General features: G+C 62.3%; 25 protein-coding genes. 10 read left to right on the plus strand and 15 right to left on the minus strand.

What is annotated here, in order from left to right; genetic code table 11:
• From CIT25_RS34725 to CIT25_RS34740, 4 genes are read left to right on the plus strand one after another with little or no spacing between them, the layout of a single operon-like run.
• A complete protein-coding gene (locus tag CIT25_RS34725; protein WP_091591367.1) occupies positions 1 to 255 on the plus strand; it encodes a hypothetical protein in 255 nt (84 codons plus the stop codon).
• The gene (purQ, locus tag CIT25_RS34730) at positions 252 to 920 is read left to right on the plus strand and encodes a phosphoribosylformylglycinamidine synthase subunit PurQ (protein ID WP_095489564.1); all 669 of its coding nucleotides are present in this window, start codon (positions 252 to 254) and stop codon (positions 918 to 920) included. Before CIT25_RS34725 ends, purQ begins: the two co-directional genes overlap by 4 nt.
• A gap of 47 nt (positions 921 to 967) precedes the next feature.
• Positions 968 to 1,384: a hypothetical protein gene (locus CIT25_RS34735; RefSeq protein WP_095489565.1), complete on the plus strand. Its 417-nt coding sequence runs from the start codon at positions 968 to 970 to the stop codon at positions 1,382 to 1,384.
• Between the two features lie 4 nt (positions 1,385 to 1,388).
• Complete coding sequence (locus CIT25_RS34740) at positions 1,389 to 2,051, plus strand: Pr6Pr family membrane protein (protein ID WP_095489566.1); 663 nt, start codon at positions 1,389 to 1,391, stop codon at positions 2,049 to 2,051.
• A gap of 10 nt (positions 2,052 to 2,061) precedes the next feature.
• Here the strand turns inward: CIT25_RS34740 and CIT25_RS34745 are convergent, their stop codons facing one another.
• On the minus strand, positions 2,062 to 2,307 hold the full coding sequence (locus CIT25_RS34745) for a DUF1127 domain-containing protein (protein ID WP_095489567.1): 246 nt from the start codon (positions 2,305 to 2,307) through the stop codon (positions 2,062 to 2,064).
• Between the two features lie 93 nt (positions 2,308 to 2,400).
• Here CIT25_RS34745 and CIT25_RS34750 point away from each other — a divergent pair, with 93 nt between their 5' ends.
• The 3 genes from CIT25_RS34750 (at position 2,401) to CIT25_RS34760 (ending at position 6,525) form a co-directional block, all read left to right on the plus strand.
• Positions 2,401 to 3,816, plus strand: a complete 1,416-nt coding sequence (locus tag CIT25_RS34750) for an aminotransferase-like domain-containing protein (RefSeq protein ID WP_095489568.1) — start codon at positions 2,401 to 2,403, stop codon at positions 3,814 to 3,816.
• A 148-nt stretch (positions 3,817 to 3,964) separates the two neighbouring features.
• On the plus strand, positions 3,965 to 6,205 hold the full coding sequence (gene purL / locus CIT25_RS34755) for a phosphoribosylformylglycinamidine synthase subunit PurL (protein WP_095489569.1): 2,241 nt from the start codon (positions 3,965 to 3,967) through the stop codon (positions 6,203 to 6,205).
• Between the two features lie 86 nt (positions 6,206 to 6,291).
• On the plus strand, positions 6,292 to 6,525 hold the full coding sequence (locus tag CIT25_RS34760) for a BolA/IbaG family iron-sulfur metabolism protein (RefSeq protein ID WP_023674714.1): 234 nt from the start codon (positions 6,292 to 6,294) through the stop codon (positions 6,523 to 6,525).
• A gap of 22 nt (positions 6,526 to 6,547) precedes the next feature.
• Here the strand turns inward: CIT25_RS34760 and CIT25_RS34765 are convergent, their stop codons facing one another.
• A complete protein-coding gene (locus CIT25_RS34765) occupies positions 6,548 to 7,342 on the minus strand; it encodes a phosphodiester glycosidase family protein (protein WP_095489570.1) in 795 nt (264 codons plus the stop codon).
• 163 nt (positions 7,343 to 7,505) lie between these two features.
• On the opposite strand from CIT25_RS34765, the gene grxD reads away from it, so the two are divergent.
• Entirely contained in the window at positions 7,506 to 7,841 is a 336-nt protein-coding gene (gene grxD, locus CIT25_RS34770; protein ID WP_095489571.1) for a Grx4 family monothiol glutaredoxin, read from the plus strand.
• A gap of 173 nt (positions 7,842 to 8,014) precedes the next feature.
• Positions 8,015 to 9,259: a multidrug effflux MFS transporter gene (locus CIT25_RS34775; protein WP_095489572.1), complete on the plus strand. Its 1,245-nt coding sequence runs from the start codon at positions 8,015 to 8,017 to the stop codon at positions 9,257 to 9,259.
• 47 nt (positions 9,260 to 9,306) lie between these two features.
• Here CIT25_RS34775 and CIT25_RS34780 read toward each other — a convergent pair whose 3' ends face one another.
• From CIT25_RS34780 to CIT25_RS34825, 10 genes are all read right to left on the minus strand, one after another.
• Entirely contained in the window at positions 9,307 to 9,756 is a 450-nt protein-coding gene (locus CIT25_RS34780; RefSeq protein ID WP_185928224.1) for an OsmC family protein, read from the minus strand.
• Positions 9,753 to 10,418, minus strand: coding sequence for a GntR family transcriptional regulator (locus tag CIT25_RS34785; RefSeq protein ID WP_245330141.1), 666 nt, complete (start codon positions 10,416 to 10,418; stop codon positions 9,753 to 9,755). Before CIT25_RS34785 ends, CIT25_RS34780 begins: the two co-directional genes overlap by 4 nt.
• Before the next feature lie 119 nt (positions 10,419 to 10,537).
• Positions 10,538 to 10,771, minus strand: a complete 234-nt coding sequence (locus CIT25_RS37975) for a hypothetical protein (RefSeq protein WP_245330142.1) — start codon at positions 10,769 to 10,771, stop codon at positions 10,538 to 10,540.
• 248 nt (positions 10,772 to 11,019) lie between these two features.
• Positions 11,020 to 11,766, minus strand: coding sequence for a pyridoxal 4-dehydrogenase, SDR-type (gene pldH, locus CIT25_RS34795; protein ID WP_095489574.1), 747 nt, complete (start codon positions 11,764 to 11,766; stop codon positions 11,020 to 11,022).
• Positions 11,767 to 11,806: 40 nt separating this feature from the next.
• Entirely contained in the window at positions 11,807 to 12,985 is a 1,179-nt protein-coding gene (gene ppaT / locus CIT25_RS34800; RefSeq protein WP_095489575.1) for a pyridoxamine--pyruvate transaminase, read from the minus strand.
• Between the two features lie 24 nt (positions 12,986 to 13,009).
• Positions 13,010 to 13,816 carry a 4-pyridoxolactonase gene (pldA, locus tag CIT25_RS34805; RefSeq protein ID WP_095489686.1) on the minus strand — a complete coding sequence of 269 codons (807 nt, stop codon included), beginning with the start codon at positions 13,814 to 13,816 and terminating at the stop codon, positions 13,010 to 13,012.
• A 49-nt stretch (positions 13,817 to 13,865) separates the two neighbouring features.
• Positions 13,866 to 14,801, minus strand: a complete 936-nt coding sequence (locus CIT25_RS34810; protein WP_095489576.1) for a putative B6 ABC transporter permease subunit 1 — start codon at positions 14,799 to 14,801, stop codon at positions 13,866 to 13,868.
• Positions 14,802 to 14,805: 4 nt separating this feature from the next.
• On the minus strand, positions 14,806 to 15,903 hold the full coding sequence (locus CIT25_RS34815; RefSeq protein ID WP_095489577.1) for a putative B6 ABC transporter permease subunit 2: 1,098 nt from the start codon (positions 15,901 to 15,903) through the stop codon (positions 14,806 to 14,808).
• Positions 15,900 to 17,468 (minus strand): putative B6 ABC transporter ATP-binding protein, encoded by a 1,569-nt coding sequence (locus CIT25_RS34820; protein ID WP_095489578.1) that lies wholly within the window; start codon positions 17,466 to 17,468, stop codon positions 15,900 to 15,902. Before CIT25_RS34820 ends, CIT25_RS34815 begins: the two co-directional genes overlap by 4 nt.
• 80 nt (positions 17,469 to 17,548) lie before the next feature.
• Positions 17,549 to 18,538, minus strand: coding sequence for a putative B6 ABC transporter substrate-binding protein (locus CIT25_RS34825; protein WP_245330143.1), 990 nt, complete (start codon positions 18,536 to 18,538; stop codon positions 17,549 to 17,551).
• 136 nt (positions 18,539 to 18,674) lie between these two features.
• On the opposite strand from CIT25_RS34825, the gene CIT25_RS34830 reads away from it, so the two are divergent.
• Positions 18,675 to 19,100: a hypothetical protein gene (locus tag CIT25_RS34830; protein ID WP_095489687.1), complete on the plus strand. Its 426-nt coding sequence runs from the start codon at positions 18,675 to 18,677 to the stop codon at positions 19,098 to 19,100.
• A gap of 39 nt (positions 19,101 to 19,139) precedes the next feature.
• Here CIT25_RS34830 and CIT25_RS34835 read toward each other — a convergent pair whose 3' ends face one another.
• The 3 genes from CIT25_RS34835 to CIT25_RS34845 are packed head-to-tail and all read right to left on the minus strand — an operon-like array spanning position 19,140 to position 21,842.
• On the minus strand, positions 19,140 to 20,150 hold the full coding sequence (locus tag CIT25_RS34835; protein WP_095489580.1) for an ABC transporter substrate-binding protein: 1,011 nt from the start codon (positions 20,148 to 20,150) through the stop codon (positions 19,140 to 19,142).
• 37 nt (positions 20,151 to 20,187) lie between these two features.
• Positions 20,188 to 21,003: an ABC transporter permease gene (locus CIT25_RS34840; RefSeq protein ID WP_095489581.1), complete on the minus strand. Its 816-nt coding sequence runs from the start codon at positions 21,001 to 21,003 to the stop codon at positions 20,188 to 20,190.
• On the minus strand, positions 21,000 to 21,842 hold the full coding sequence (locus tag CIT25_RS34845) for an ABC transporter ATP-binding protein (protein WP_095489582.1): 843 nt from the start codon (positions 21,840 to 21,842) through the stop codon (positions 21,000 to 21,002). The genes CIT25_RS34840 and CIT25_RS34845 overlap by 4 nt, the downstream gene beginning before the upstream one ends.
• Positions 21,843 to 21,873: the final 31 nt, after the last annotated feature.

Here is a 21,873-nt window from a genome sequence, read left to right on the forward strand (position 1 = left end):
ATGGCCGAGATTGATGGAAGCTTGATATTTGAAGTCCTCAAGTCCATTCAGTCGCGGCTGGACAGGATGGATTTGACGCTCGGGGAGGTAAAGTCCGAGCTTGGCTCTATCCGCGGCCATCTCATTGCCACCGAGGGTGACGTGAAGAACATCTACGGCGTGCTGGCTCGCCAGGACGAGCGCCTGGAACATATCGAACGCCGCTTAGACCTGCGTGAACTTGCCGAAGCCCAGAGGCCTTACGAACCGAAATGAAATCAGCCGTCGTCCTCCTGCCAGGCCTCAACCGTGACCGCGACATGATCGCGGCGCTGACCAAGATTTCGGGAATGCCACCGGTCACGGTCTGGCAGACCGACACCGAAATCCCCGATGTCGACCTGATCACCATCCCTGGCGGCTTCTCCTTCGGCGACTATCTGCGCTGCGGCGCCATTGCCGCGCGCATGCCTGTGATGCGGGCGGTGGCTGAAAAAGCAGCCAAGGGCGTCATGGTCATCGGCGTCTGCAACGGCTTCCAGATCCTGGTCGAGGCCGGCCTTTTGCCGGGCGCCTTGATGCGCAACACGTCGCTGAAATTCGTCTGCCGGCAAGTCAAGCTGCAGATCGCCAACGCCAACACCATGTTCACCCGCCGCTATCAGCCGGGCCAGATCATCCGCTCGCCGGTGGCGCATCACGACGGCAATTATTTTGCCGACGACGAGACGCTTCGCAGGCTCGAAGGCGAAGGCCAGGTCGTTTTTCGCTATGCCGAAGGCACCAATCCCAACGGCTCGATCAACGACATTGCCGGCATCATCAACGGCCAGGGCAATGTGCTCGGCCTGATGCCGCATCCCGAGAACCTGATCGAAGCGGCACATGGCGGCAGCGACGGCCGGGCACTGTTCGAAAGTGCCCTCGGCATCGCCGCTTGATATCTCCAGCATTCATCCTTTTCCCGAACTCGAAACAGGGCGGCCGCATGAGCCTGAGACAGACGATCGCCCGCCTCGCTCTCGTCGCCACCGCCGGCCTTGTGCTCGCCTCCTGCCAATCGAAGCCGAAGAACGCGCCGGCACCTTCGGGCAAGAGCGCGTCGCTGCTTGCCATGGAACAGGTGGCGATCGCCGCCCACAAATGCTGGATCGCCAACAAGGATCCTGCCTTCAAGCCCTATCAGATGGCCAACGAGCTGAATTCGTTCACCGGCACGCCGCGCTTCCTGCTAGTCCCGGTCAAACACTATGGCGGAAAGCCGTTGCTGGTCGTGCAGGCGCAAGGCAATTCACGCCGCATCGACGTCTACGGTCCGCTGATGGACGAGCCGCTCGGTGCACGCATCGGCTCGGACATCGCGCGCTGGCAGACAGGCAACCCGGCCTGCGGTACGGCGGCGTAGCGTCATGGCCCGCTTGCTGCAGATAGCGGGTCTGGTCATAGGTCTGGCCGGGCTTGTCCTGCAAATCTGCATAACCGTTCCGGCGTCGATGGAAGCCGGCCGCAGTTTTGTTGGCTCGCTGGTCTTCTATTTCAGCTTCTTCACCATCCTGACCAATATCGGCGCCGTGCTCGTGCATGTTTCGCTGCTGTCACCCGGTGGCTACGCCTGGTTCCCAGCCTTTGCCGGGCCGCGGACACGGGCCGGCGTAGCGGTTGCCATAACGCTGGTCTTCATCGTCTATGCCACGGTCCTGGCGCAGCTTTGGCAGCCGCAGGGCCTGTTCCTGCTCTGCGATGTCCTGCTGCACTATGTGACGCCGGTGCTGTTCGTGCTGTGGTGGCTTGTGGCAGGCGCCGATGGCTCGACGCGGTGGCGCGACATCTCCTGGTGGATGATCTATCCGGTCGCCTATTTGGCCTATGCACTGACGCGGGCGCCGATATCGGGCGAAGTGCCCTACCCGTTCCTCGATGTCGCCAAGAACGGCGCGGCCAGCGTCGCCGTCTCGGCGCTCGGCATCACCGGGCTTTTTCTCGCGCTGTGCGTAGTCGCCGTGCTTGCCGATCACGGCATCTCGCGGATGAGGAGCCCTGGCGTCCATCAAGGTACGAAAACGGCTTCCTGAGACCTTCTTTTCAGTCCCAGAACGGCCGCAGACCCTCACGGTGGGCATCGCAGCGCGAGACGCCGATATCCTTGAGCTGATCGTCGGTCATCTCCAGCAATATCAGCCGGCTGCGCCGGCGATCGACCATGGTGTCGATCCACTTGAAGAGCGACCTGACCACGCGGACGAGACGATTGACATAGGTCCTCCGACCTGATGGCCGCGCAGTCCGTAACTCAGCTTCCGCATAGCGAATTGTGCCGATTGTATCCATTGCTTTTCCGCCAATATCTGCGATTGTACCCTTTTTGCCAGATGCTTCATATGTATTGACTCATATTTCGGCGCAATATAGAAAATTGTTACCATGACAAGTTGGCTTCCAGATCTCACCACAGGCCCCGGCCCGCTCTATCAGCGGTTGGCGGATTCCATTGAAACGGACATTGATCGGGGCGTGATCGATGCAGGGACAAAACTGCCGCCGCAACGGGATCTGGCATACGATATCGGCACGACCGTCGGCACCGTCGGCAGGGCCTATCAGCTGCTGCGGGAGCGCGGATTGGTCAGCGGCGAAGTTGGGCGCGGAACCTATGTCCTGACGCAGCGCCTGGATGTCGCGAAGCCGGATTTCCTGGAACCTGTCGAGCAAGGCACGCGCTACTACTTCGATGCGCCTCGCGACAAACTGCGCCTCGACAGCACGGCCGCGCCCGACACTGGCCAGGGCGCCATTGTCGCCGATGTGCTTTCGCGCACAACGCAGGACTATCCGCACGAGATTTCAAGCTACACGCGCGATTTCCCGGACCGCTGGTTTGAGGCAGGCAGAAGCTGGCTGTCGCGCAATTCCTTTCGCCCGACCGCGGATACCATCGTTCCGACGCTCGGCACCCATGCCGCGGTGATGGCAGCAATTGCGGGGCTCACCACTCCCGGCGACTATGTTGTCTTCGAGCACCTCACCTACTCGCAGATTTCCCGCAGCGCCGGCCTGATCGGGCGCCGGACCGCACTGGTGGCGGCGGACGACGAAGGCATCGATCCCGATGATTTCGAGCGCGTCTGTGCGCAAAAACATCCGAAAATAATGTTCCTGATGCCGACGGCCAAGAACCCGACATTGGTGACGCTGTCGGCAACGCGCCGCGAGGCCATCGCGCGCGTCGCCCGTCAATACAATGTCGTCCTGATTGAGGATGATCTCTATGGCGGCATGACAGACGACCCAACACCATTGCTCGCCGAATATGCGCCGGAACGGACAATCGTTGCCGGCGGCCTGTCGAAATCGGTCGCGGCGGGTGTTCGTAGCGGCTGGCTAGCCTGCCCGCCGGCCTATCGCCACCGCATCAGGGTCGCCCACAAGATGATGACCGGCGGCCTCGCCTTCCTGCTGGCAGAGGTGGGCAGCCGGCTGGTGCTGTCCGGCCAGGCCAGCGAGATGCGCAAACGCAGCATTGCCGAAATCAGCGCGCGCATAGGGATCGTTCGCGAGACACTCGACGGCTTCGACTTCAAGGCGTTGGATAACGTGCCGTTCGTTTGGCTCACTTTGCCCGATCCATGGCTTTCCGGCACCTTCAAGCAAGCCTGCCTCGAGCATGGCGTGCTGATCGACGATGAGGACGAGTTCAAGGCGGGGCGCTCCGAACAGGTTTTCCATGGCGTCCGCTTTGGCGTGTCACAGCCCGAACGGCGAGAGGACTTAGCGCATGGTCTCGCGGTGATCAGGCGGCTTCTGGACGAAGGCCGTGCCGGCTACGACAGTTTCTCCTGAACCGGCTTGAAACAGGCGGGTCGAGTGGCGATCTTTCGCTACTTGCTGCCCCTGTGGCTATTCATCGTTTTCGTCGCTTGATGGGGTGTATCGGCTGCAAAGCTTGCGATAAGACGGGACTCGATCCCAAGGATATAAATTTCCGCCCATGACCATTTCCAATTCCGCCCCGATCACTCCGGAACTTATTGCCGCGCACGGGCTGAAGCCCGACGAATATCAGCGCATCCTCGACCTGGTCGGTCGCGAACCGAGCTTCACCGAGCTTGGCATCTTCTCGGCGATGTGGAACGAGCACTGCTCCTACAAATCCTCGAAGAAGTGGCTGCGCACGCTGCCCACCACCGGGCCGCGGGTCATCCAGGGTCCGGGCGAAAATGCCGGTGTGGTCGATATCGGCGACGGCGACTGCGTCGTCTTCAAGATGGAGAGCCACAACCACCCCTCCTATATCGAACCCTATCAGGGGGCGGCGACCGGCGTCGGCGGCATCCTGCGCGATGTCTTCACCATGGGCGCGCGGCCGATCGCAGCGATGAACGCGCTGCGCTTCGGTGCGCCGGACCATCCCAAGACCAAACATCTGGTTGCCGGTGTCGTTTCCGGTGTCGGCGGTTACGGCAATTCCTTCGGCGTGCCGACAGTCGGCGGCGAGGTCAATTTCGACGCGCGCTACAATGGCAATATCCTGGTCAACGCCTTCGCGGCGGGGCTCGCCAAGACCGATGCCATCTTCCTGTCGGAAGCCAAGGGCGTCGGCCTCCCGGTCGTCTATCTCGGCGCCAAGACCGGCCGCGATGGTGTCGGCGGCGCGACCATGGCCTCGGCCGAGTTCGACGACAAGATCGACGAGAAGCGGCCCACCGTTCAGGTCGGTGACCCCTTCACTGAAAAATGCCTGCTCGAAGCCTGCCTCGAGCTGATGGCGTCCGGCGCCGTCATCGCCATCCAGGACATGGGGGCCGCCGGCCTCACCTGCTCGGCGGTCGAAATGGGCGCCAAGGGCGACCTCGGCATCGAGCTCGACCTCGACAAGGTGCCGGTGCGCGAGGAGCGCATGAGCGCCTATGAGATGATGCTGTCGGAGAGCCAGGAGCGCATGCTGATGGTGCTGCGCCCCGAAAAGGAAAAGGAAGCCGAGGCGATCTTCCACAAATGGGGCCTCGACTTCGCCATTGTCGGCAAGACCACCGACAATCTGCGCTTTCGCGTGCTGCACCAGGGCGATGAGGTCGCCAATCTGCCGATCAAGGACCTTGGCGACCAGGCGCCGGAATATGACCGTCCCTGGACCGAGCCGAAGAAGCCGGCGCCCCTGGCAGCCAGCGATGCACCACAAGCGGATGTCGCCGAGGCTTTGCTGAAACTGCTCGGCGGACCCGACCTGTCCTCGCGCCGCTGGGTATGGGAGCAGTACGACACGCTGATCCAGGGCAATTCGCTGCAGCTTCCGGGCGGCGATGCCGGCGTGGTGCGTGTCGAGGGTCATCCGACCAAGGCGCTCGCCTTCTCCTCCGACGTCACGCCGCGCTATTGCGAGGCCGACCCTTATGAGGGCGGCAAGCAGGCGGTCGCTGAATGCTGGCGCAACCTTACCGCCACTGGCGCCCTGCCGCTCGCCGCGACCGACAACCTGAATTTCGGCAATCCGGAACGGCCCGAGATCATGGGCCAATTGGTCGGCGCCGTGAAAGGCATCGGCGATGCCTGCCGCGCGCTCGGCTTTCCGATCGTCTCCGGCAATGTCTCGCTCTACAACGAAACCAACGGGCAAGGCATCTTGCCGACGCCGACCATCGGCGGCGTTGGACTGATCGCCGACTGGTCCAAAATGACGCGGATCGGCTTTGCCGCCGAGGGCCAGATGATCCTACTGGTCGGCGCGCCGTCCATGTGGGGAACGCATCTCGCCCAGTCGGCCTATATGCGCGACATCCATGGCCGCACCGACGGCCCGCCGCCGCCGGTCGACCTCGACCATGAAAAGCGCGTCGGCGACCATGTGCGCGCCCTGATCGCCTCCGGCGTCGTTACCGCAGCACACGATGTCTCCGACGGCGGCATTGCGGTCGCGCTGGCTGAGATGGCGATGGCGTCCGGTATTGGCGCGACCGTCCCCGGCCTGGTCGGGGCCGATCCGATCCCGGTCTGGTTCGGCGAGGATCAGGGCCGCTATCTCTTGACGCTGTCGATCGATCCGCAAAGCAAGGAATGGGACGCTATTCGCGAAGAGCAGAGCAAGCTCGGTATCTTCGCGCCGTGGATCGGCTCGACCGGCGGTAGTGACCTGAAACTCGGCGAGGCACGGGCGATCCCAGTCGGAGAATTGACCGCTGCCCACGAATCCTGGTTTCCTCGCTTCATGGCAAATGAGGTCGTGGACCCGTGATATGATCGAGTGGGGCCGTTTCGGTGTGGTTCATCCGCCATTTCGATCATATCTATGAGATCACGACCTGAACAAGGAATCCTCGTATGGCAATGGACGCGCACGACATCGAACGGCTGATCAAGGAAGGCATTCCGGACGCCAAGGTGACGATCCGCGACCTAGCCGGCGACGGCGACCACTATGCGGCCGAGGTGGTGGCCGAAAGCTTTCGCGGAAAAAGCCGCGTCCAGCAGCATCAGATGGTCTACGACGCGCTGAAGGGCAATATGGGCGGGGTGCTGCACGCGCTCGCCCTGCAGACCAGCGTGCCGGACTGAGTTTCCGCGTCCAACCCCTTCGTCACCTTTTCGCTGACACGGCAATGATCGGCCCTGCCGGATAGCTTCCGCCGACGATCATCCTCTCGCCATTCGACAGCGCCGAAACCACGCCGTCGAAGAAAAGCGCGTTGGGGCAATCTAGCTCGTCGCGGAACAGGCGTGCAAAGCTGCCGAGACTGACTTGCGAGCGCGAGATCGCCAGCACCACCGTGTTTTCGTCACGCACGCCGACGCCGTTGCGGATGTAACGCGACGTGCCGTTCGCCTCGAAGCGGGGATGGAGCCGGCTGTCGATCACCAGCATCGGGCCGGACTGCGTGGCGAACGCCACGTCCGGCTTTGCGGCGGCATAGGCGTTCGTTTCCATGATCGCCGCCTTGCCGTCCTTGCGGATCAGGAACACGCCGTTTGGCTTCAGGAAGAAATTGCCTTCGCCAACAGCGAGGTTGAGCGGCGCCACCTCGTGACCATTTTCGACGAGAAGGCCGACCGGCGTCAGATCCTCATGATACATGCCGGCATTCATGGCGAGCAGCACCGGCCTGCCCTCGCCCGACATCGCCTTGTCGAACTTTTCCAGCGAACCGAAGGCCCTGCCGTCGTCGCCGGCGTGGAAGACAGCGACGTCGTAGCTGCGAAGATCGATCTCGCAGACGATGTAGGGAACCGCCTCGAAGCTAAAATCCCGGCATGGTCCGGGCAGTTCGCCGCCGACGGTGACAGGCGGGTGCTCCAACGGCCTGAACCACCAGATCAGGGCCAGTGCGACAAGCAGAACACCAATCAGGATCGCCGCGCTATGTCGCCTTTTCATCGCTTCCCGGGAAATAGCTGGCCGATGCTCTTGGCCCAATATCAAGCCATCCTTTGCGCCATTTGCGTGACGAGGCGGCAAACGTCTTGTTTCAGGCAACCTATGGGTTTATTTGAAAGGATATGTTTCGAGCCCGACTCCCGCGGGCATGAAAGGATTCTCTATGAGCGGTATCAACGACTACATCGACAGCGAAGTGAAGGGCAACGACGTCGTCCTTTTCATGAAGGGCACGCCCGGTTTCCCGCAATGCGGATTTTCCGGTCAAGTCGTGCAGATCCTCGACTACATCGGGGCCGACTACAAGGGCGTGGACGTGCTGACCTCGGCCGATCTGCGGCAAGGTATCAAGGAATACTCCAACTGGCCGACCATCCCTCAGCTCTACGTCAAGGGTGAGTTCGTCGGCGGCTGCGACATCATCCGCGAGATGTTCCAGGCGGGCGAGCTGCAGACGTTCCTCGTCGAAAAGGGCGTGAGCGTCAAAGGCGCCGCCTGAATTCTGTTTGCGCATGATCCTTTCCGAAAATCGGTCCCGGTTTTCGGGGTCATGCGCTAAACGCCGGGCCAGCCCCCACCTCGGTAAACTGACTACCTCCCCGCTATCGGGGCACAAGACGAATGAATGCGCCGGCGCGCCGGCGCTTTTTCGTTTGAAGATCGGACTTTGCCGTGGATCAGCATGCACAAGCGCCGCAACAGGCAAGCACCTTGCCTATTCCGCGCTGGGAATTCATCGCATTGTGCGCGGCATTGATGGCGCTCAACTCGCTGGCCATCGACATCATGCTGCCGGCGCTGCAGCAAATCGGCGCCTCGCTGGGCGTGGAGAATGAAAACCACCGCCAATATGTGATTGCCGCCTATATTCTGGGCTTTGGCGGCGGGCAGCTTTTCTTCGGACCGATCTCGGACCGTTTTGGACGCCGTGCTCCACTCGTCGTCGGACTGGTGATCTATGTCGCAGCGGCGGCTGCCGCGGCTATCGCCCCGTCATTCGCTATTCTTCTTCTGTGCAGGCTGGTGCAAGGCATTGGTGCGGCCGCCACGCGCGTCATCGCCGTCTCGATCGTGCGCGACACTTTCGAAGGCCGACGCATGGCTGAGGTGATGTCGCTGATCTTCATGGTGTTCATGGCCATTCCGGTGGTAGCGCCAGGCATCGGTCAGTTCATCATGCTGTTTGCTTCCTGGCACTGGATCTTCATCACCATGGCGGCAGGCGCGCTGATCGTCTCGGCCTGGTCGCTGCTGCGGCTGCCGGAAACGCTGCATCCCGAATATCGCCGGCCGCTGACGGCATCATCCGTCCTTGGCGGTTTCCGCATCGTGCTGACCAATCGCATCGCGCTCTGCTACGCCTTTGCCAGCACCTTCATCTTCGCCGCCATGTTCGGCTTCATCGCCTCGGCACAGCAGATCTACGTCGACGTGTTCAAAGTCGGCGAGATGTTTCCCGTCATCTTTGCCGGGGTCGCGGCGGTGCTCGCCTTCTCCAACTATCTGAACTCGCGCCTCGTCGGCCGTATTGGCATGCGGCGCCTGTCGCAGAGCGCGCTGCTGCTTTTCCTGGTGATCAGCTTTGCGTGGCTGGTGGTGTCACTGGAAATGAAGATGCCGCTCTGGCTCTTCATCACCTTCTTTGCCGGCGCCATGCTCCCGTTCGGCGCGCTGGGCGCGAATTTCAACGCGCTCGCCATGGAGCCGCTCGGCCAACTGGCCGGCACGGCATCGTCCATTCTGGGATTCATGCAGACCTTCCTCGGCGGCCTGCTCGGCACGCTGATCGGCCAAGCCTTCAACGGCACGGTGACGCCCTTGGCCGCCGGATTCTGCAGCGTGTCGCTTGGCGCATTGGTGATGGTGCTGATCGCGGAGCGCGGCAAATTCTTCCAGCCGCAGAACCCGCCGGTCTAGGTTCGAAACCCAATTGTGGTTGTCAATCGCGCCGGTAAATGGATATCTCAGGTGGCTACCTGGATTTCCGTCTTCACGGAATTGGCAATGAAGCACTGTTCATGCGCCGAGTGGTGCAGTTTCGCTTCTGTCGCGGCGGTTGGCGTTTCCCCGGCGTAGACAATAGTCGGATTGAGGTCAACGCGGCTGACTACCAATCGTCCGTCCACCTTCTCCATCATGCCGACCGCCTTGTCGGTATAGCTCTCCACGACGATCCCCCGGGGCGCCGCGATCGAGAGAAAGGTCAACATGTGGCAGCTGGAAATCGCCGCGATGTAAGCCTCCTCTGGATCGACGTTGGCTTCCACTGAATAAGGAAGCGGAACGATATGCGGCGAAGCGGATGCCAGCACCACCTGGCCTCCGTCGAAGCGCCAGATGTGCGCGCGGCTGTAGCGCTTGTCGGTGAATACCGCTCCTTCTCGCTCCCAGTGCACTTCGACGGTCATTTTCATGATTGATCCTTTGTCGGAACGGAAAGAAGTCTTGCAGTCGTCTGGGTCAGATGGCAGCGAAGATGCTGCGCCGCAGCGTCGAAATCGCGCCTCGCACAAGCGGCAACGATCGCCGCGTGTTCCTCGAAGAAATCAATTCGCTCCTGGGCGCCACGCTCTTGGTGAAGGGTTGCCCGCCGGGATTCTCGTCGAAGGTCTCCGATGGTCTTAAGCAATCGAGAATTCGTGCAACCGCTGTACAGGGCTAGGTGAAACTGTTGGTCGAGCTCCAGAATCCGTGACGGATCGTACTCCGCGAACAGCTCTTCATTGAGCCTCTCAGCCTTACGCAAAGCGGAAGGCTGAAGCCCCGGCACCGACTGCTCCAAGGCAGCGACCTCCAAAATAGACCGAACTTCGCAAAGTTCAGTCGCCTCCCGTACTGAGAGGATCGCTACCGCCAGGCTTCGATCGGGACGCCGCACGGCCAAGCCACTCCCGAGTAACCGGTCCAAGGCCTGCCGGACGGGCTGGCGGCTGACCCCGAAACGCTCCGCGATCGATTCCTGCTTGAGAACGGAGCCCGGTGCCAATTCACCTGACTCAATCTCGTCCTTGAGTTCGCTAAAGATCGACTTTGGATCCATGGATCCAAAGTACGATGCCCCGGCGAAGTTGGTCAAGCCCTAGTCACAATAGTCCTCCTGGGATTGCGGCGTCCCGCCCTTCTGCCTCGGCTCAAGAAACGGAAATGACCAAGGGCCGTTGCGCCGATGCACTAATGCACATTGCCGGACGCGCTTTAGGATGCACGCCCACTCGCCGCTGTGAAGCGAGGGAACAGCGTGCGCCCTGCGATCGCTCCACCCATGCTGTCCGAAACGGGCAGCGGCAGAGCCTTGTCGAGAGCATCGAGGACGGAAGCCACGAAGGCCCGGTTGAGGGCGCCATCATTCCCGAGACGGGAGTAAGTGGCGCGAGGCTTGCCGATAAGTGCGCCGTTTCGGCGAATTGAGAACTGCAGCGTCAGGGTCATGCCCGCGGTTCCGGGCGGTGGCTCCCAACAGGCGAAGATCGCGGAGAACATCTCGTTTATGGTGTCGATGGGAGCGGAACTGCGACATGCGCGTTCCTGCGATCTTGCCTCGTTCGGGCCGGCAACCAAGGCGACGACAACGGCCAGTGCGCCAATTGCGGGCCGAGGTTTCATATCGGATCTCCGGTTTCGCGCGAACAAATATAATTAACGAGCTTCGCATGAACCCTTTCAGACGCAACGCGCTTTTAGTGGCGCACCATCCCGGCGTCGACATTCAACGTCTGACCGGTGATCCAGCGCGCGTCATCGGAGGCCAGGAACGACACCACATCGGCGATATGTTCCGGCTGCCCTTTGCCTTTCATCGCCTGCAGCATCTCGACGAAGCCGAACGCCTCGTTGTGCGGGCTGGCCTTGACGCCATCGCTCTCGATCAGGCCCGGCGTCACCGCGTTGGCGGTGATGTTGTATTTGCCGAGTTCTGTGGCCATCGCCCTGGTGAAGCCTATGACGCCGCCCTTGGCCGCGACATAGGCTGCCATGTTCGGCGTGCCAGCAAAGAAAGTGTTGGAGGCGATGCTTATCACCCGGCCGGCCTTGCCCGCTGCACGCATCTGGTCCGTTCCTGCGCGGCTGACGATGAAGGTGCCGGTCAGATTGACGTCGATGATCTTGCGCCAATGGTCGAGATCGACATCGTCCCAGGCGACGAACGGCACGATGCTGGCATTGTTGACCAGAATATCGATGCCCCCGGTCAGCGCCTGGATCTCGGCGAAGAGCGCCTTGACGGATGCAGGGTCGGAGATGTCGGCGGCAATCGCCTTCGCTTTTCCGCCGATCGACGCGGCCGCCGTTTCGGCGCCTTTCGCGTTGATGTCGCTGACGATGACCGTCGCGCCATCGGCGGCCAAGCGCGCGGCGATAGCCTTTCCGATGCCTTGCGCGGCCCCGGTAACCAGGGCCGTCTTTCCCGCAAGCCGTTCAGTCATGACAACGCTCCCTCAATTTGTGATCTGGTGATGTTCTGGTTCATGTGTCGGCGTCGATAACGGCCAGCGCCGCGTCGACGCCTTTGCCGACCGCGAGTTTCTGGCCCAAGGAATTCATCGCGCCGCCAAGTGCCGTCAGCGCCGCGACCGCATAGATCGGCTGGGCGGTCGGGCCCATATGGCCGATGCGTGTCAGCTTGCCCAATGTTTCGCCACGGCCAGACGAAAACACCACGCCGTAGCGGGCGCGCGCGGCCTGGCGAACCGCCGTCTCGTCGATGCCTTCTGGCGTCCGGATGGCGGTCGTGGTCGGCGACGCGATATTGTCGCTTGCGGCCCAGATCGACAGGCCCATGGCAGCGACACCCGCCCGCATGGCCTTGGCGGTGAGCGCGTGACGCGCCCACACCGCCTCCGCTCCCTCGTTGAGGTAGAGGTCGAGCGCGACGTCGAGCCCGTTCATCTCCGCGACGGACGGCGTGAACGGAAACGGCTTGTCCTTCGACCACGCATGCTCCCAGTCGACGATGCTGAGCATCGACGCGCTCGGCGCCAGCGGGTTTGCCTTCATCTTGGCCCACGCCCGCTCGCTGACACCCATCATCGTGAGGCCGGGAGGCGCGCCCAAGCATTTGTTCGGGCCAGTGACATAGATATCGGCCTTGCATTCCTCTGGATGCGTCCTCATGCCGCCGAAGGACGAAACGGCATCGACGATCAGATAGGCGCCGTGCGCCGAAACCAGCGCGCCGATCGCGTCGATCGGATTGATAGTGCCGGACGGCGTGTCGTGGTGGCAGACGGAAACGACGGTGATTTCCGGATGCGCTTCCAGCATTGCCGCAACCGCCTGCGGGTCGATCGCCTCGTTGTAGGGCACCTCGATTTCGATGAGATGCGGCGAATAGCGCTTCGCCCAATAGCCAAACCCCTTGCCGTAGACACCGGAAGCAAGGTTGAGCACGACGTCGTCCGGCGTGATCAGGGAGGCTGCGGCCGCCTCCAGGCCAAGCACCGGCTCGCCATGAAGAATGACCGGCTTATTCGACAGCCGCATCGCCTTCTGCGCCTTGTCGACCACACGCTCGTAAAAGAGCTGGAACGCCGGGTCGTAATCGTAGAGCACCGTGCGGCCGAGGCCGCGCAGCACGTCGGGATAGGCGTTCACCGGCCCCGCTGTGAGCGTGATGACAGGTTCGGCGTGTTCGAAATAGCGCATGATCTTGTCTCCGGTCGGTGGCGATCAGCCGTAGAATTGCGTGCCGGTCCGATAGGTTTTGAAGTTCTCCATGTCGTGCGAATACATCAGCTCGGCGCCATAATCCTCGGCCAGCTTCTTCACCTTGCGCATCGAGTTGACACCCGCCACCGGGTCGATGTGGAAGGCCGCCTGGCACAGCGTTTCAAGGCTCTTCTGCGTGTAGGCCGCATCGATGGTGAACATGATCGGCTTGCGCTTGGGAAACTCGACCAGCAGGCTGTAATGGCCGATCGAATGACCCGGCGTCGATATCAGCTTGACGCCCCTGGCAAGCTCGACGTCGCCCTCTATGCCTTCGAAGATCGAGTTGGCCCGCGTCGTGCCCTCCAGCAATTGCGCAGTCGCGCCACGCGCTTCGGCGGCCTCCGCCGAAAAGCTCAGATCGGAATAGCCGAGATGCTCGAAAGGCTGGGGATTGCAGGCCTGCGGCACCTCGGTCCGGTGGCAGATCTTCTTGGCATGCGGAAAATACTTGTTGCCGCCGCAATGGTCGAAGTGGAAATGCGAGTTGACGACGACGTCGATATCCTTCGGCTCGAGGCCGAGCAGCGCCAGGGCGCCGGGAATGGTCTGGTGCTTTTCCTGGATCGGCTTTTCGAAAGGCAGCACCTTCATCACGTGATCATAGTCGTAGCCGGTGTCGATGAGAAACCGGCCCTCGGCATGCTCGATCAGGATCGAATAGACGGGAAAGCGCACTTCGCCACCAGGGCCGCGATTCCAGAACACGTGATAGCCGTCGAGAACAAGCGAGCCGCCGTCGAGCAGGTAGACCTTGATATCCGACATTTTTTGTCTCCTCTTTTGGCGCGGGTCCCGTCCGCGCATGAACCTGTGATCAGCGCGCGCCGCGCTCGTATGGAATGCCGAGCGCCGCCGGCAGGCTGGCCCGACGGCCAAACAGCACCAGCATGACCATCACCGCAAGGAACGGCAGCATCTGGATGACGTCGGTCGGTATGTTGATGCCGGCCACCTGCATGGCCGTCGTCAGCGACAGGCAGACGCCGAACAGCAAGGCGCCGAACAGCACCCAGACCGGCCGGCCGCGCGCCAGCATGGCCAGCACTATGCCGAGAAAGCCCGCGCCATTGGTGATGAAAGGAATGAACAGGCCGGCCCCGACATTGGCAAGATAGGCGCCGCCAAGCCCGGCCAGCGCCCCGGTCGTCAGCACGGCGACGGTGCGGGTTCGCACGACGTCGATGCCGGCAACGTCAAGGGCTGCCGGCTTGTCGCCCGCAGCCTGCAGGTTGAGGCCGAGCTGCGTGCGCCGGTAGATGTAGCCCATGGCGAAAACCAGCGCGACCGCCAGATAGACGATGAGATGCTGCCTGAACAGCGCCGGCCCGATGACCGGAATGTCCGACAGCAACGGAATGACCGTCACGTCCACCGCCCGCAAGCGGGGATAGCTGCGCGAGAACTGGAAATGGTGGAGCAGTGCCGTCAGGCCCTCAAGCCCCAGGGTCAGCGCGATGCCGATGACGATCTGGTTCAGCCCGATGCGCACGCAAAGCAGCGCCATGACCAGCGCCACCGCGACACCGCCGCCGGCGCCAGTGAGAAAGCCCAGCCACAGCGACCCGGAATAAAAGGCGCCGACGAAACCGAGATAGGCGCCGGCCAGCATCATGCCCTCGATGCCGATGTTGAGCACCCCGGCCTTTTCCGACATCTGTTCGCCGAGGCCGGCCAGCAGCAGAGGGATCGCCGCGGTGACCGCGCCGAACAAAAGCGCGCTGAGAAAGACTTCGCTGAACAGCCCGGTCATGGCTTCAGGCCTTTCGCGACTGGTTATAGCGGTGATCAATGTATTCGGCGAGCGCGAGCACGATCAGCACGATGGAGACGAGCACCAGCGTGAAATGGTTGGGCACGCCGAGCCGGCGGGCCGCGCTCTCGCCGCCGATCGACAGCACCGAAAGCAGGAACACGAAACCGATCGCGGCAAAGCCGTTCATGCGGGCGAGGAACACGACGGGGATGACAGCCAGCCCGTAAGCGGGGTTCCAGTCCGCGCGCACATTGCCCTGGACGCCGAGGATATCGACAGCGCCGGCAAGACCGGCCAGCCCGGCCGAAATGGCGAAGACGGCAATGGTGAGCTTCGGCACGCCGAGCCCCGCATGGATGGCCGCGCGTGGGTTAGCCCCGACGATCCTCAACTTCAGGCCGAAGGCCGTGCGCGTCATCACCAGATGCACGGTGATGATCGCCACCAGTCCCAGAAGCAATCCGCTTGTGATGGTCGTGTCGAACAGGCGCGGCAGCCGGTCCTCGACCGGCAAGGTGCGGGTCTGCGGCACGGTTGTGCCCGGATCGCGAAACATCAGCTTGACCAGCACGTTGGCAAGCGAGGTGCCCAGAAACGTCATCATCAGCGTGGTGATGATCTCGTTGACGCCCTGATAGGCGCGCAGCAGCGCCGGCACCAGGGACCAGATCATCGCGACCAACATGGCGATGACGAACGAGCAGATCAGCGCCAGCCAGGCCGGCATGACCTCCACGAGAACCGGAGCGCTGGCCGCCGCCGTTACCGCGCCGAGCAGGAACTGGCCATCACCGCCGAGATTCCACATGCCGGCGCGAAAAGCCACGATCAGGCCGGCGGCAAGAAACAGCAGCGGCGCCATGCGCGTCAGCGTCTGTTGGATGCCGAGCGGCGATAAAAGCCCTCTCTTGAGGACAAAGCCATAATAGGCAAGCGGGTCGACGCCGACGGCAAGCAGGATGCAGCCGGCGATGATCAACGCGGCCAGGATCGGGCCGAGGGTCATCAGCAGCCGATGCTGGATGTCGCGGCGCGTCGCCACCGCGGCCGTGGCATCGAGGGCGGTTGCGCCGGCGGCTGGTGCGGTGTCGATGCTCATGCGGCAAGCCCGATCATCAAGCGACCGACCTTGGTGCGGGCGTCGTCGGCATTCTCGACGGTGCCGACGAGCGACCCGTTCGAGATGACGGCGATGCGGTCGCACATGCTGAGCAACTCTTCGAGATCGGTGGAGATGAGGAGCACGGCAAGGCCGCGAGCCGCCGTATCGCGGATTCGCTGGCGCGAAGCCAATGTGTTGGAGAGATCGAGCCCATAGGTTGGCTTGTTGAAGATCACCACTTTTGCGCCCTCGGCGAGTTCGCGCGCCAGCAGCACCTTCTGGATATTGCCGCCGGAGAGCCGGGCGACCGGCGTCTTCAGGCTTGGCGTGCGCACGTCATATTCGCGGACCAGTTGGGCCGCGCGCTTGTCGATTTCGGCGCGCTGCTCGACGCCTTTGCGCCAGAAGGGCGCCGCGCCAACCTGCTTCAGGAAGAAATTGATCGAGACCGGGAAGGTCCCGACCGTGCCCTCGCCGAGGCGGTCGTCGGTCAGGTAACGCAGGCCTTTCTGGCGGCGTTCGCCGACGCTCAGCGCCTCGATCGGCGTTCCCTGCAGCCGCACCGAACCGCCCACCGTCGCACGCTGGCCGGCCAACGCCTCCGCCAGGTGCTTCTGGCCATTGCCGTCGATACCGGCGATGCCCAGCAGCTCGCCTGGACAGATGTCGAAGGAAATCGACGACAGGCCCGGTGCATCGTCTGTCGGCGCAACCGCAAGATCACGCACTTCAAGCAAGGGAGCCGCTTCGGCACGGATGGTGCGAACGGGACGCTCTGCCGCTTCCGGGTCGTCCTTCTGCTTGCCGAACATCAATTCGACGATCTCCGAAATGATCGCCTGCTCGCCCAGCGCGCGAAACCGCTCGGGAGGAATTTCGCCGACCTTGCGGCCGAGTTTCAGCACCGAGATGCGGTCGCCGAAGGCCGCCGCCTCCTTGAGCTTGTGGGTGATGAAGACGATCGCCAACCCCTGCTCGACCAGACGGCGCATCAAGGCGCCCAGCTCGTCGATGCCTTTCGGCGTCAGCATCGAGGTCGACTCGTCGAGGATCAGAAGCCGGCTATTGCGCACCATCGCGCGCAGGATCTCGACCTGCTGCTGTTCGCCGAGCGAAAGCTCGGACACCTTGGCATGCAGCTTTACCGTGATACCGAGCGTTCTGGTGATCTCGGCGACGCGCGCTTCCAATTCTTCGGTCTTGGGGCGCTGCCACCACGGTCCGCCGAGCAACAGGTTTTCCGCCACCGTCAGCGTCGGCACCAGCATCATGTGCTGGAATACTGTTCCGATGCCGAGCGCCAGTGCATGGCGGGGCGAAGTGATCGCGGTCGGCTCGCCGTCGACCAATATGCGCCCCTCGTCCGGCTGCTGCAGGCCCGACAGCATGCCGATCAAAGTGGATTTTCCGGCGCCGTTTTCGCCGAGCAGCACATGCACTTCACCTGGACGGATCTCCAGATCGACGCTGTCGTTGGCGACGACGCCGGGGAACCGTTTGGTGACGCCTTCAAGCGCGACGATATCGCGCTTAGCGACCGACAATGAGGAAGCACTGCTCATAAAAGCCAAGGCCTTGAAAATATGAAATCGGTCCGGAGGGGCGAACGGATCGCCCCTCCGGCAGCCTGCTGTTAATCGCCTTACTGGGCGACGCTGGTCATCAGCGCCCTGACGGCGGCTGCATCATAGACCGGATCGACCTTGGTCTTGCCGGAAATGACGTCTTCGCGCAGCGCCTGGATCTCAGCCCAAATATTGTCCGGGATCGCAGCGGTCTTCAGAAGCTTGACGGAATCGTCCTTGAGGCCGATCGAGTAGCTCTTCGTGCCGAACGTGTCGGCCTTCAGGTCTGCGATCATCGCCGCATAGACCGGCTCGATGTTCCAGACCACCGACGACAGCAGGAAACCTTTGTCGATGGGCGTCTTGTCGCCGATGACATCGATGAAATAGACCTTGCCGCCATCCCCGGCCTTGGTCGTCTCGACCGCCTGCAGCATGCCGAAGCTCGAGCCGTTGCCCTGGCCGAAGATGATGTCGGCGCCCGATGCGATCACGCTTTCGGTGACGCGCTTGCCGCCGGCCGCATCGCTGTAGGCGGCGGGCCCGATCACAGCATAGGTAACCTTGACGTCCGGGCTCTCGGCCTTCACCCCCTGCGCGAACGCCGCCGACTGCGAATTCCAGGACGGAGGCTCGCCGGACACGACGATGCCGACCGATTTGGAGCGCGACATCTTGGCGGCGAGACGGCCGGCAAGATACGCGCCTTCGTGACCGCTCAGCGTGTAGTCGGCGACGAGACCCTTCTCCAGACCGGTCGGTGTGTCGACGATCGCCACCGGCACCTTGGTTTCCTTGGCGATTTCGGGAGCCGAGGTGTTGTAGCCGCTGGCATGAGCGATAAGCAGGCTGGCGCCGTCAGCCGCCAGTTCGCGCAGTGTCGGCCGTACGTCGCCATAGCCGAGCCCCTGGGCCACGACTATCTCGACGCCGGCAGCTTTCGCCGCCGCCTTGGCGGCGTCGATACCTTGCTGGTTCCAGCCATAATCGGTGCCTTCTTCCGGCGTCAGGATGGCAATGGACTTGACCTCGGCGGCAAGTGCGTTGCCGAGCAAGAATCCGCTCAATATAACAGCGCTTACGCTGCTCTTCAAAAACTTAGACATGTTACCCTCTCTGTTCGGTTGACCCAAGATATTCTTATTGTTATTGCGCAAAAGCGAGGTAGACTGCCTGAACAATTATATCAGGAGTTCAAGCAAGGTGGTTGTGCGATATGTCCTTCCGATAACGCTGGCGTTCACCTCGTTCGCCAACGCGGTTGAATTGCGGCACATCACTGTGCGGACCGGCACCGACGGGCTCGATCCCGTGCCGCTGACGATCTCGAATGCGGGGCGCGAGGCGCTTTCCTGCAGCGCCGACTTCGCCCACTGGTATTCGGCCACGATCGCCACCGCGGCGCCTGGCAAGAGCGCACGTGTCGAGCTGTGGTTCGATCCAAAGACCGGGACGTTTGCGATTCTCAACGACAAGCGCGAAAACCTGCCCATCGAGCGGCTGTGGTGCGGCCTGGCGGGCCAGGCATACGCCACGCGCGTGCAGATCGCGCTCGACCGGGCCAGCGCCGCAAGGGGGCAAGTGGCCGTGACGTGCGTCAGCGCGGACGGCAGGTTGGCCTGCCGGTAGACGCTGACTGTTTGCCACTTCAGACATCGCCCTGAACCTTCACTCTACCGCCAGGAACTTGTCGGTGAAGACGTCGTCTGCCGACAGCGCCGTTTTGAGCACGCCCTGATCCGTCAGCGTCTTCAAGGTCTCTTCCCACTGGGCCTTCGTCATCCAGCCGAGACCGTGTTCCTTCGTCGCCGGGCTGTTGAACGTCGAGGCGATGTCGGCCTTGAGCTGGGCCAGCAGCACGTCCTTCTTTTCGGCATAGCCCGGAACGGCCTTGGCCGTGATCTCGGCGGCTTCATCCGGATGAGCTGCGACATAGTCGAAAGCTTCCCTGTAGGCCTTCACGAAACGGCGCACGACATCAGGCTTGTCCTTGATCATCGCTTCAGAGGTGAACAACCCCGAGCCGTAGGCTTTCCAGCCGTGATCCGCGCCGAGCATAATGCTCAGCGACCCCGGGCCGCCGGCCTTGGCTTCGAGTTCGGGCACTTCGGCGTCGAGATAGCCGACCACAGTCTGCACACGTCCGAGCAGCAGATAGCTCTCGTAAGGCGGCGAGACGCTGTTGAGCGTCATGTCCTTCTCGCTCATGCCGTTGGCAGCCAGGAAGCCTCTGAAGAAGATGTAGGTGGATCCTGCCGGGTGGATGCCGATGGTCAGGCCCTTGAGGTCGGTTGGCTTGGTCAGCTTGAGCGTCTTGGCGAGCGAGATAATGCCCAGCGGCGACTGCTGGTTGACCGCCGCCAGCGCCACGACGGGAACATTCTGCGACCTTGCCACGGCAAGCGTGGGAAGATCGCCGAAGCCGAATTCAGCGTTGCCGTTACCCACCAGGCGCATGGCGTCTGGCGAGCCGGAGCCCTTGCGGACCTCGCTCACATCGATGTCGTTCTTGGCGAAAAAGCCCTTGTCCTTGCCGACAAAGAACATGGCGTGATTGCCGCGCACGACCCAGTCGAGCTGAACGTTGACCTTATCCGCCGCCAGCGCCGCGTTCGAGAAGCCAAGCGCGCCGACAAACGCCGCAAAGGTGGCTGCCTTGATAAGAGAGCGTCTCAGCATGTTTGTTCCCTTCTTTGATCTTGGTTGTTCGAGAAGCCTAGGCCTGGCTGAATTTCGGCGCCCACGGCACCACGATGCGTTCGAGAATTTCGGCTGCGTAGTAGAAGGCGATGCCGAGCACGGAAACGAGCAGCAGCGCCGCAAAGACCAAGGGCGTGTCGAGTTGGGTCGACGCGAACTGGATGACGTAGCCGAGCCCGTCCGAGGCTCCGGCAAATTCGCCGACGATCGCGCCGATCACACTCAGGGTTGCCGCGATCTTGGTCCCGGCCATCAGGCTCGGAAGCGAGTGGGGAACGCGGATCCTGAACAGGATCTGGGTCGGGCTGGCACCGACCGAATTCACCAGCGACAGAAGCGACCGGTCGACCGATTGCATGCCCGCCAGCATCGACAGCGTCACCGGGAAGAAGGCGATGACCAGGATCAGACCTATCTTGGGTGCAAGCCCGTAGCCGAACCAGAGGATGAAGATCGGCGCCAGCGCAACTTTCGGCACGTTCTGGAACAACACGACGAGCGGGTATAGAGCGCGGCCCAGCCAGTCGAAACGCACGATGACGAGAGCAAGCGCAATGCCGACTATGACCGAGACAAGAAAGCCAAACAGGATTTCGCCCGCCGTGACCACCGTCGCCTGCATGAGAGTGCCCCATTGCGCGACCAGCGATTTCGCAATCTCGGATGGGGCAGGAACGATAAAGGAGGAAATGGAGAATATCCGCACCGCGGCTTCCCACAACACGATCGTCACCAGCAAAAGGATGACCGCCGGAAGCCAGCTGCTTGTCGCCGCGTTCCAGCCGGAAACCGGCTGTGGCTGGGAGAGGTTCATGAGAGGTTGCTCGCTCACGTCGCGTCTCCTGGCTCATGACTGGATCGCAGCATGGTCCGAAGCTGAAGCACCAGCCTGACGAATTCGGGGACTTCGGTCACGGAAGTGTCGCGCGGATAAGGCAGCGGAATGTCCAGGCTCTGGGTAATGCGCCCTGGGTTGATTCCCAGCACATGAACCTGGCGCGATAACTGAATGGCTTCGTCGATCGAATGCGTCACCAGGACGATCGTCTTGCCGGTCCGCTGCCATATCTCCAGCAGCGACTGGCCCATCGAATCGCGCGTGATCGCGTCAAGCGCGCCAAACGGCTCGTCCATCAGCAAGACCGCCGGATCGAGCGCCAAAGCCCGGGCGATGGCCACCCGCTGACGCATGCCGCCAGACAGTTCGTTTGGGCGCTTGTGGGCGGCATCGCCAAGCCCGACCAGTTCCAGCATCTCCTGCCCACGCGCTCGCAGCGCCGCGCGCGACATCGACTTGTCGGCGATACCGAGCAGCATCGAGGCATTGTCGACGGCGTTTTTCCACGGCAGCAGATTGGCGTCCTGGAAGACGAGACCGATCATCCGTTTGCGCGCCGCCTCGCCTGGTGAAACGCCGGCGACCGAGACGCTGCCGCTGCTCGGACTGACCAGCCCAGCCAGCACTTTGAGCAATGTGCTCTTGCCGCAACCCGAAGGGCCGATGAGGGATACGAACGAACCTTTCGGAACCGAAAGGTCAATATCCCTAAGGATCAGCTGCCGGTTCTGATCGGTGCCCATGACCACCGAAACGCCCTTGGCGGAAATCAAGTCGTCGTGGCGGATGTGGGTCGATCTGCCACCGGCGGGTCGAATGGTTTCAACCTGCATGGCTTGTCGTCCCACGCACGTTCGTTGCTTG

It is taken from the genome of Mesorhizobium mediterraneum, assembly GCF_002284565.1.
GTDB classification, from domain to species: domain Bacteria; phylum Pseudomonadota; class Alphaproteobacteria; order Rhizobiales; family Rhizobiaceae; genus Mesorhizobium; species Mesorhizobium mediterraneum.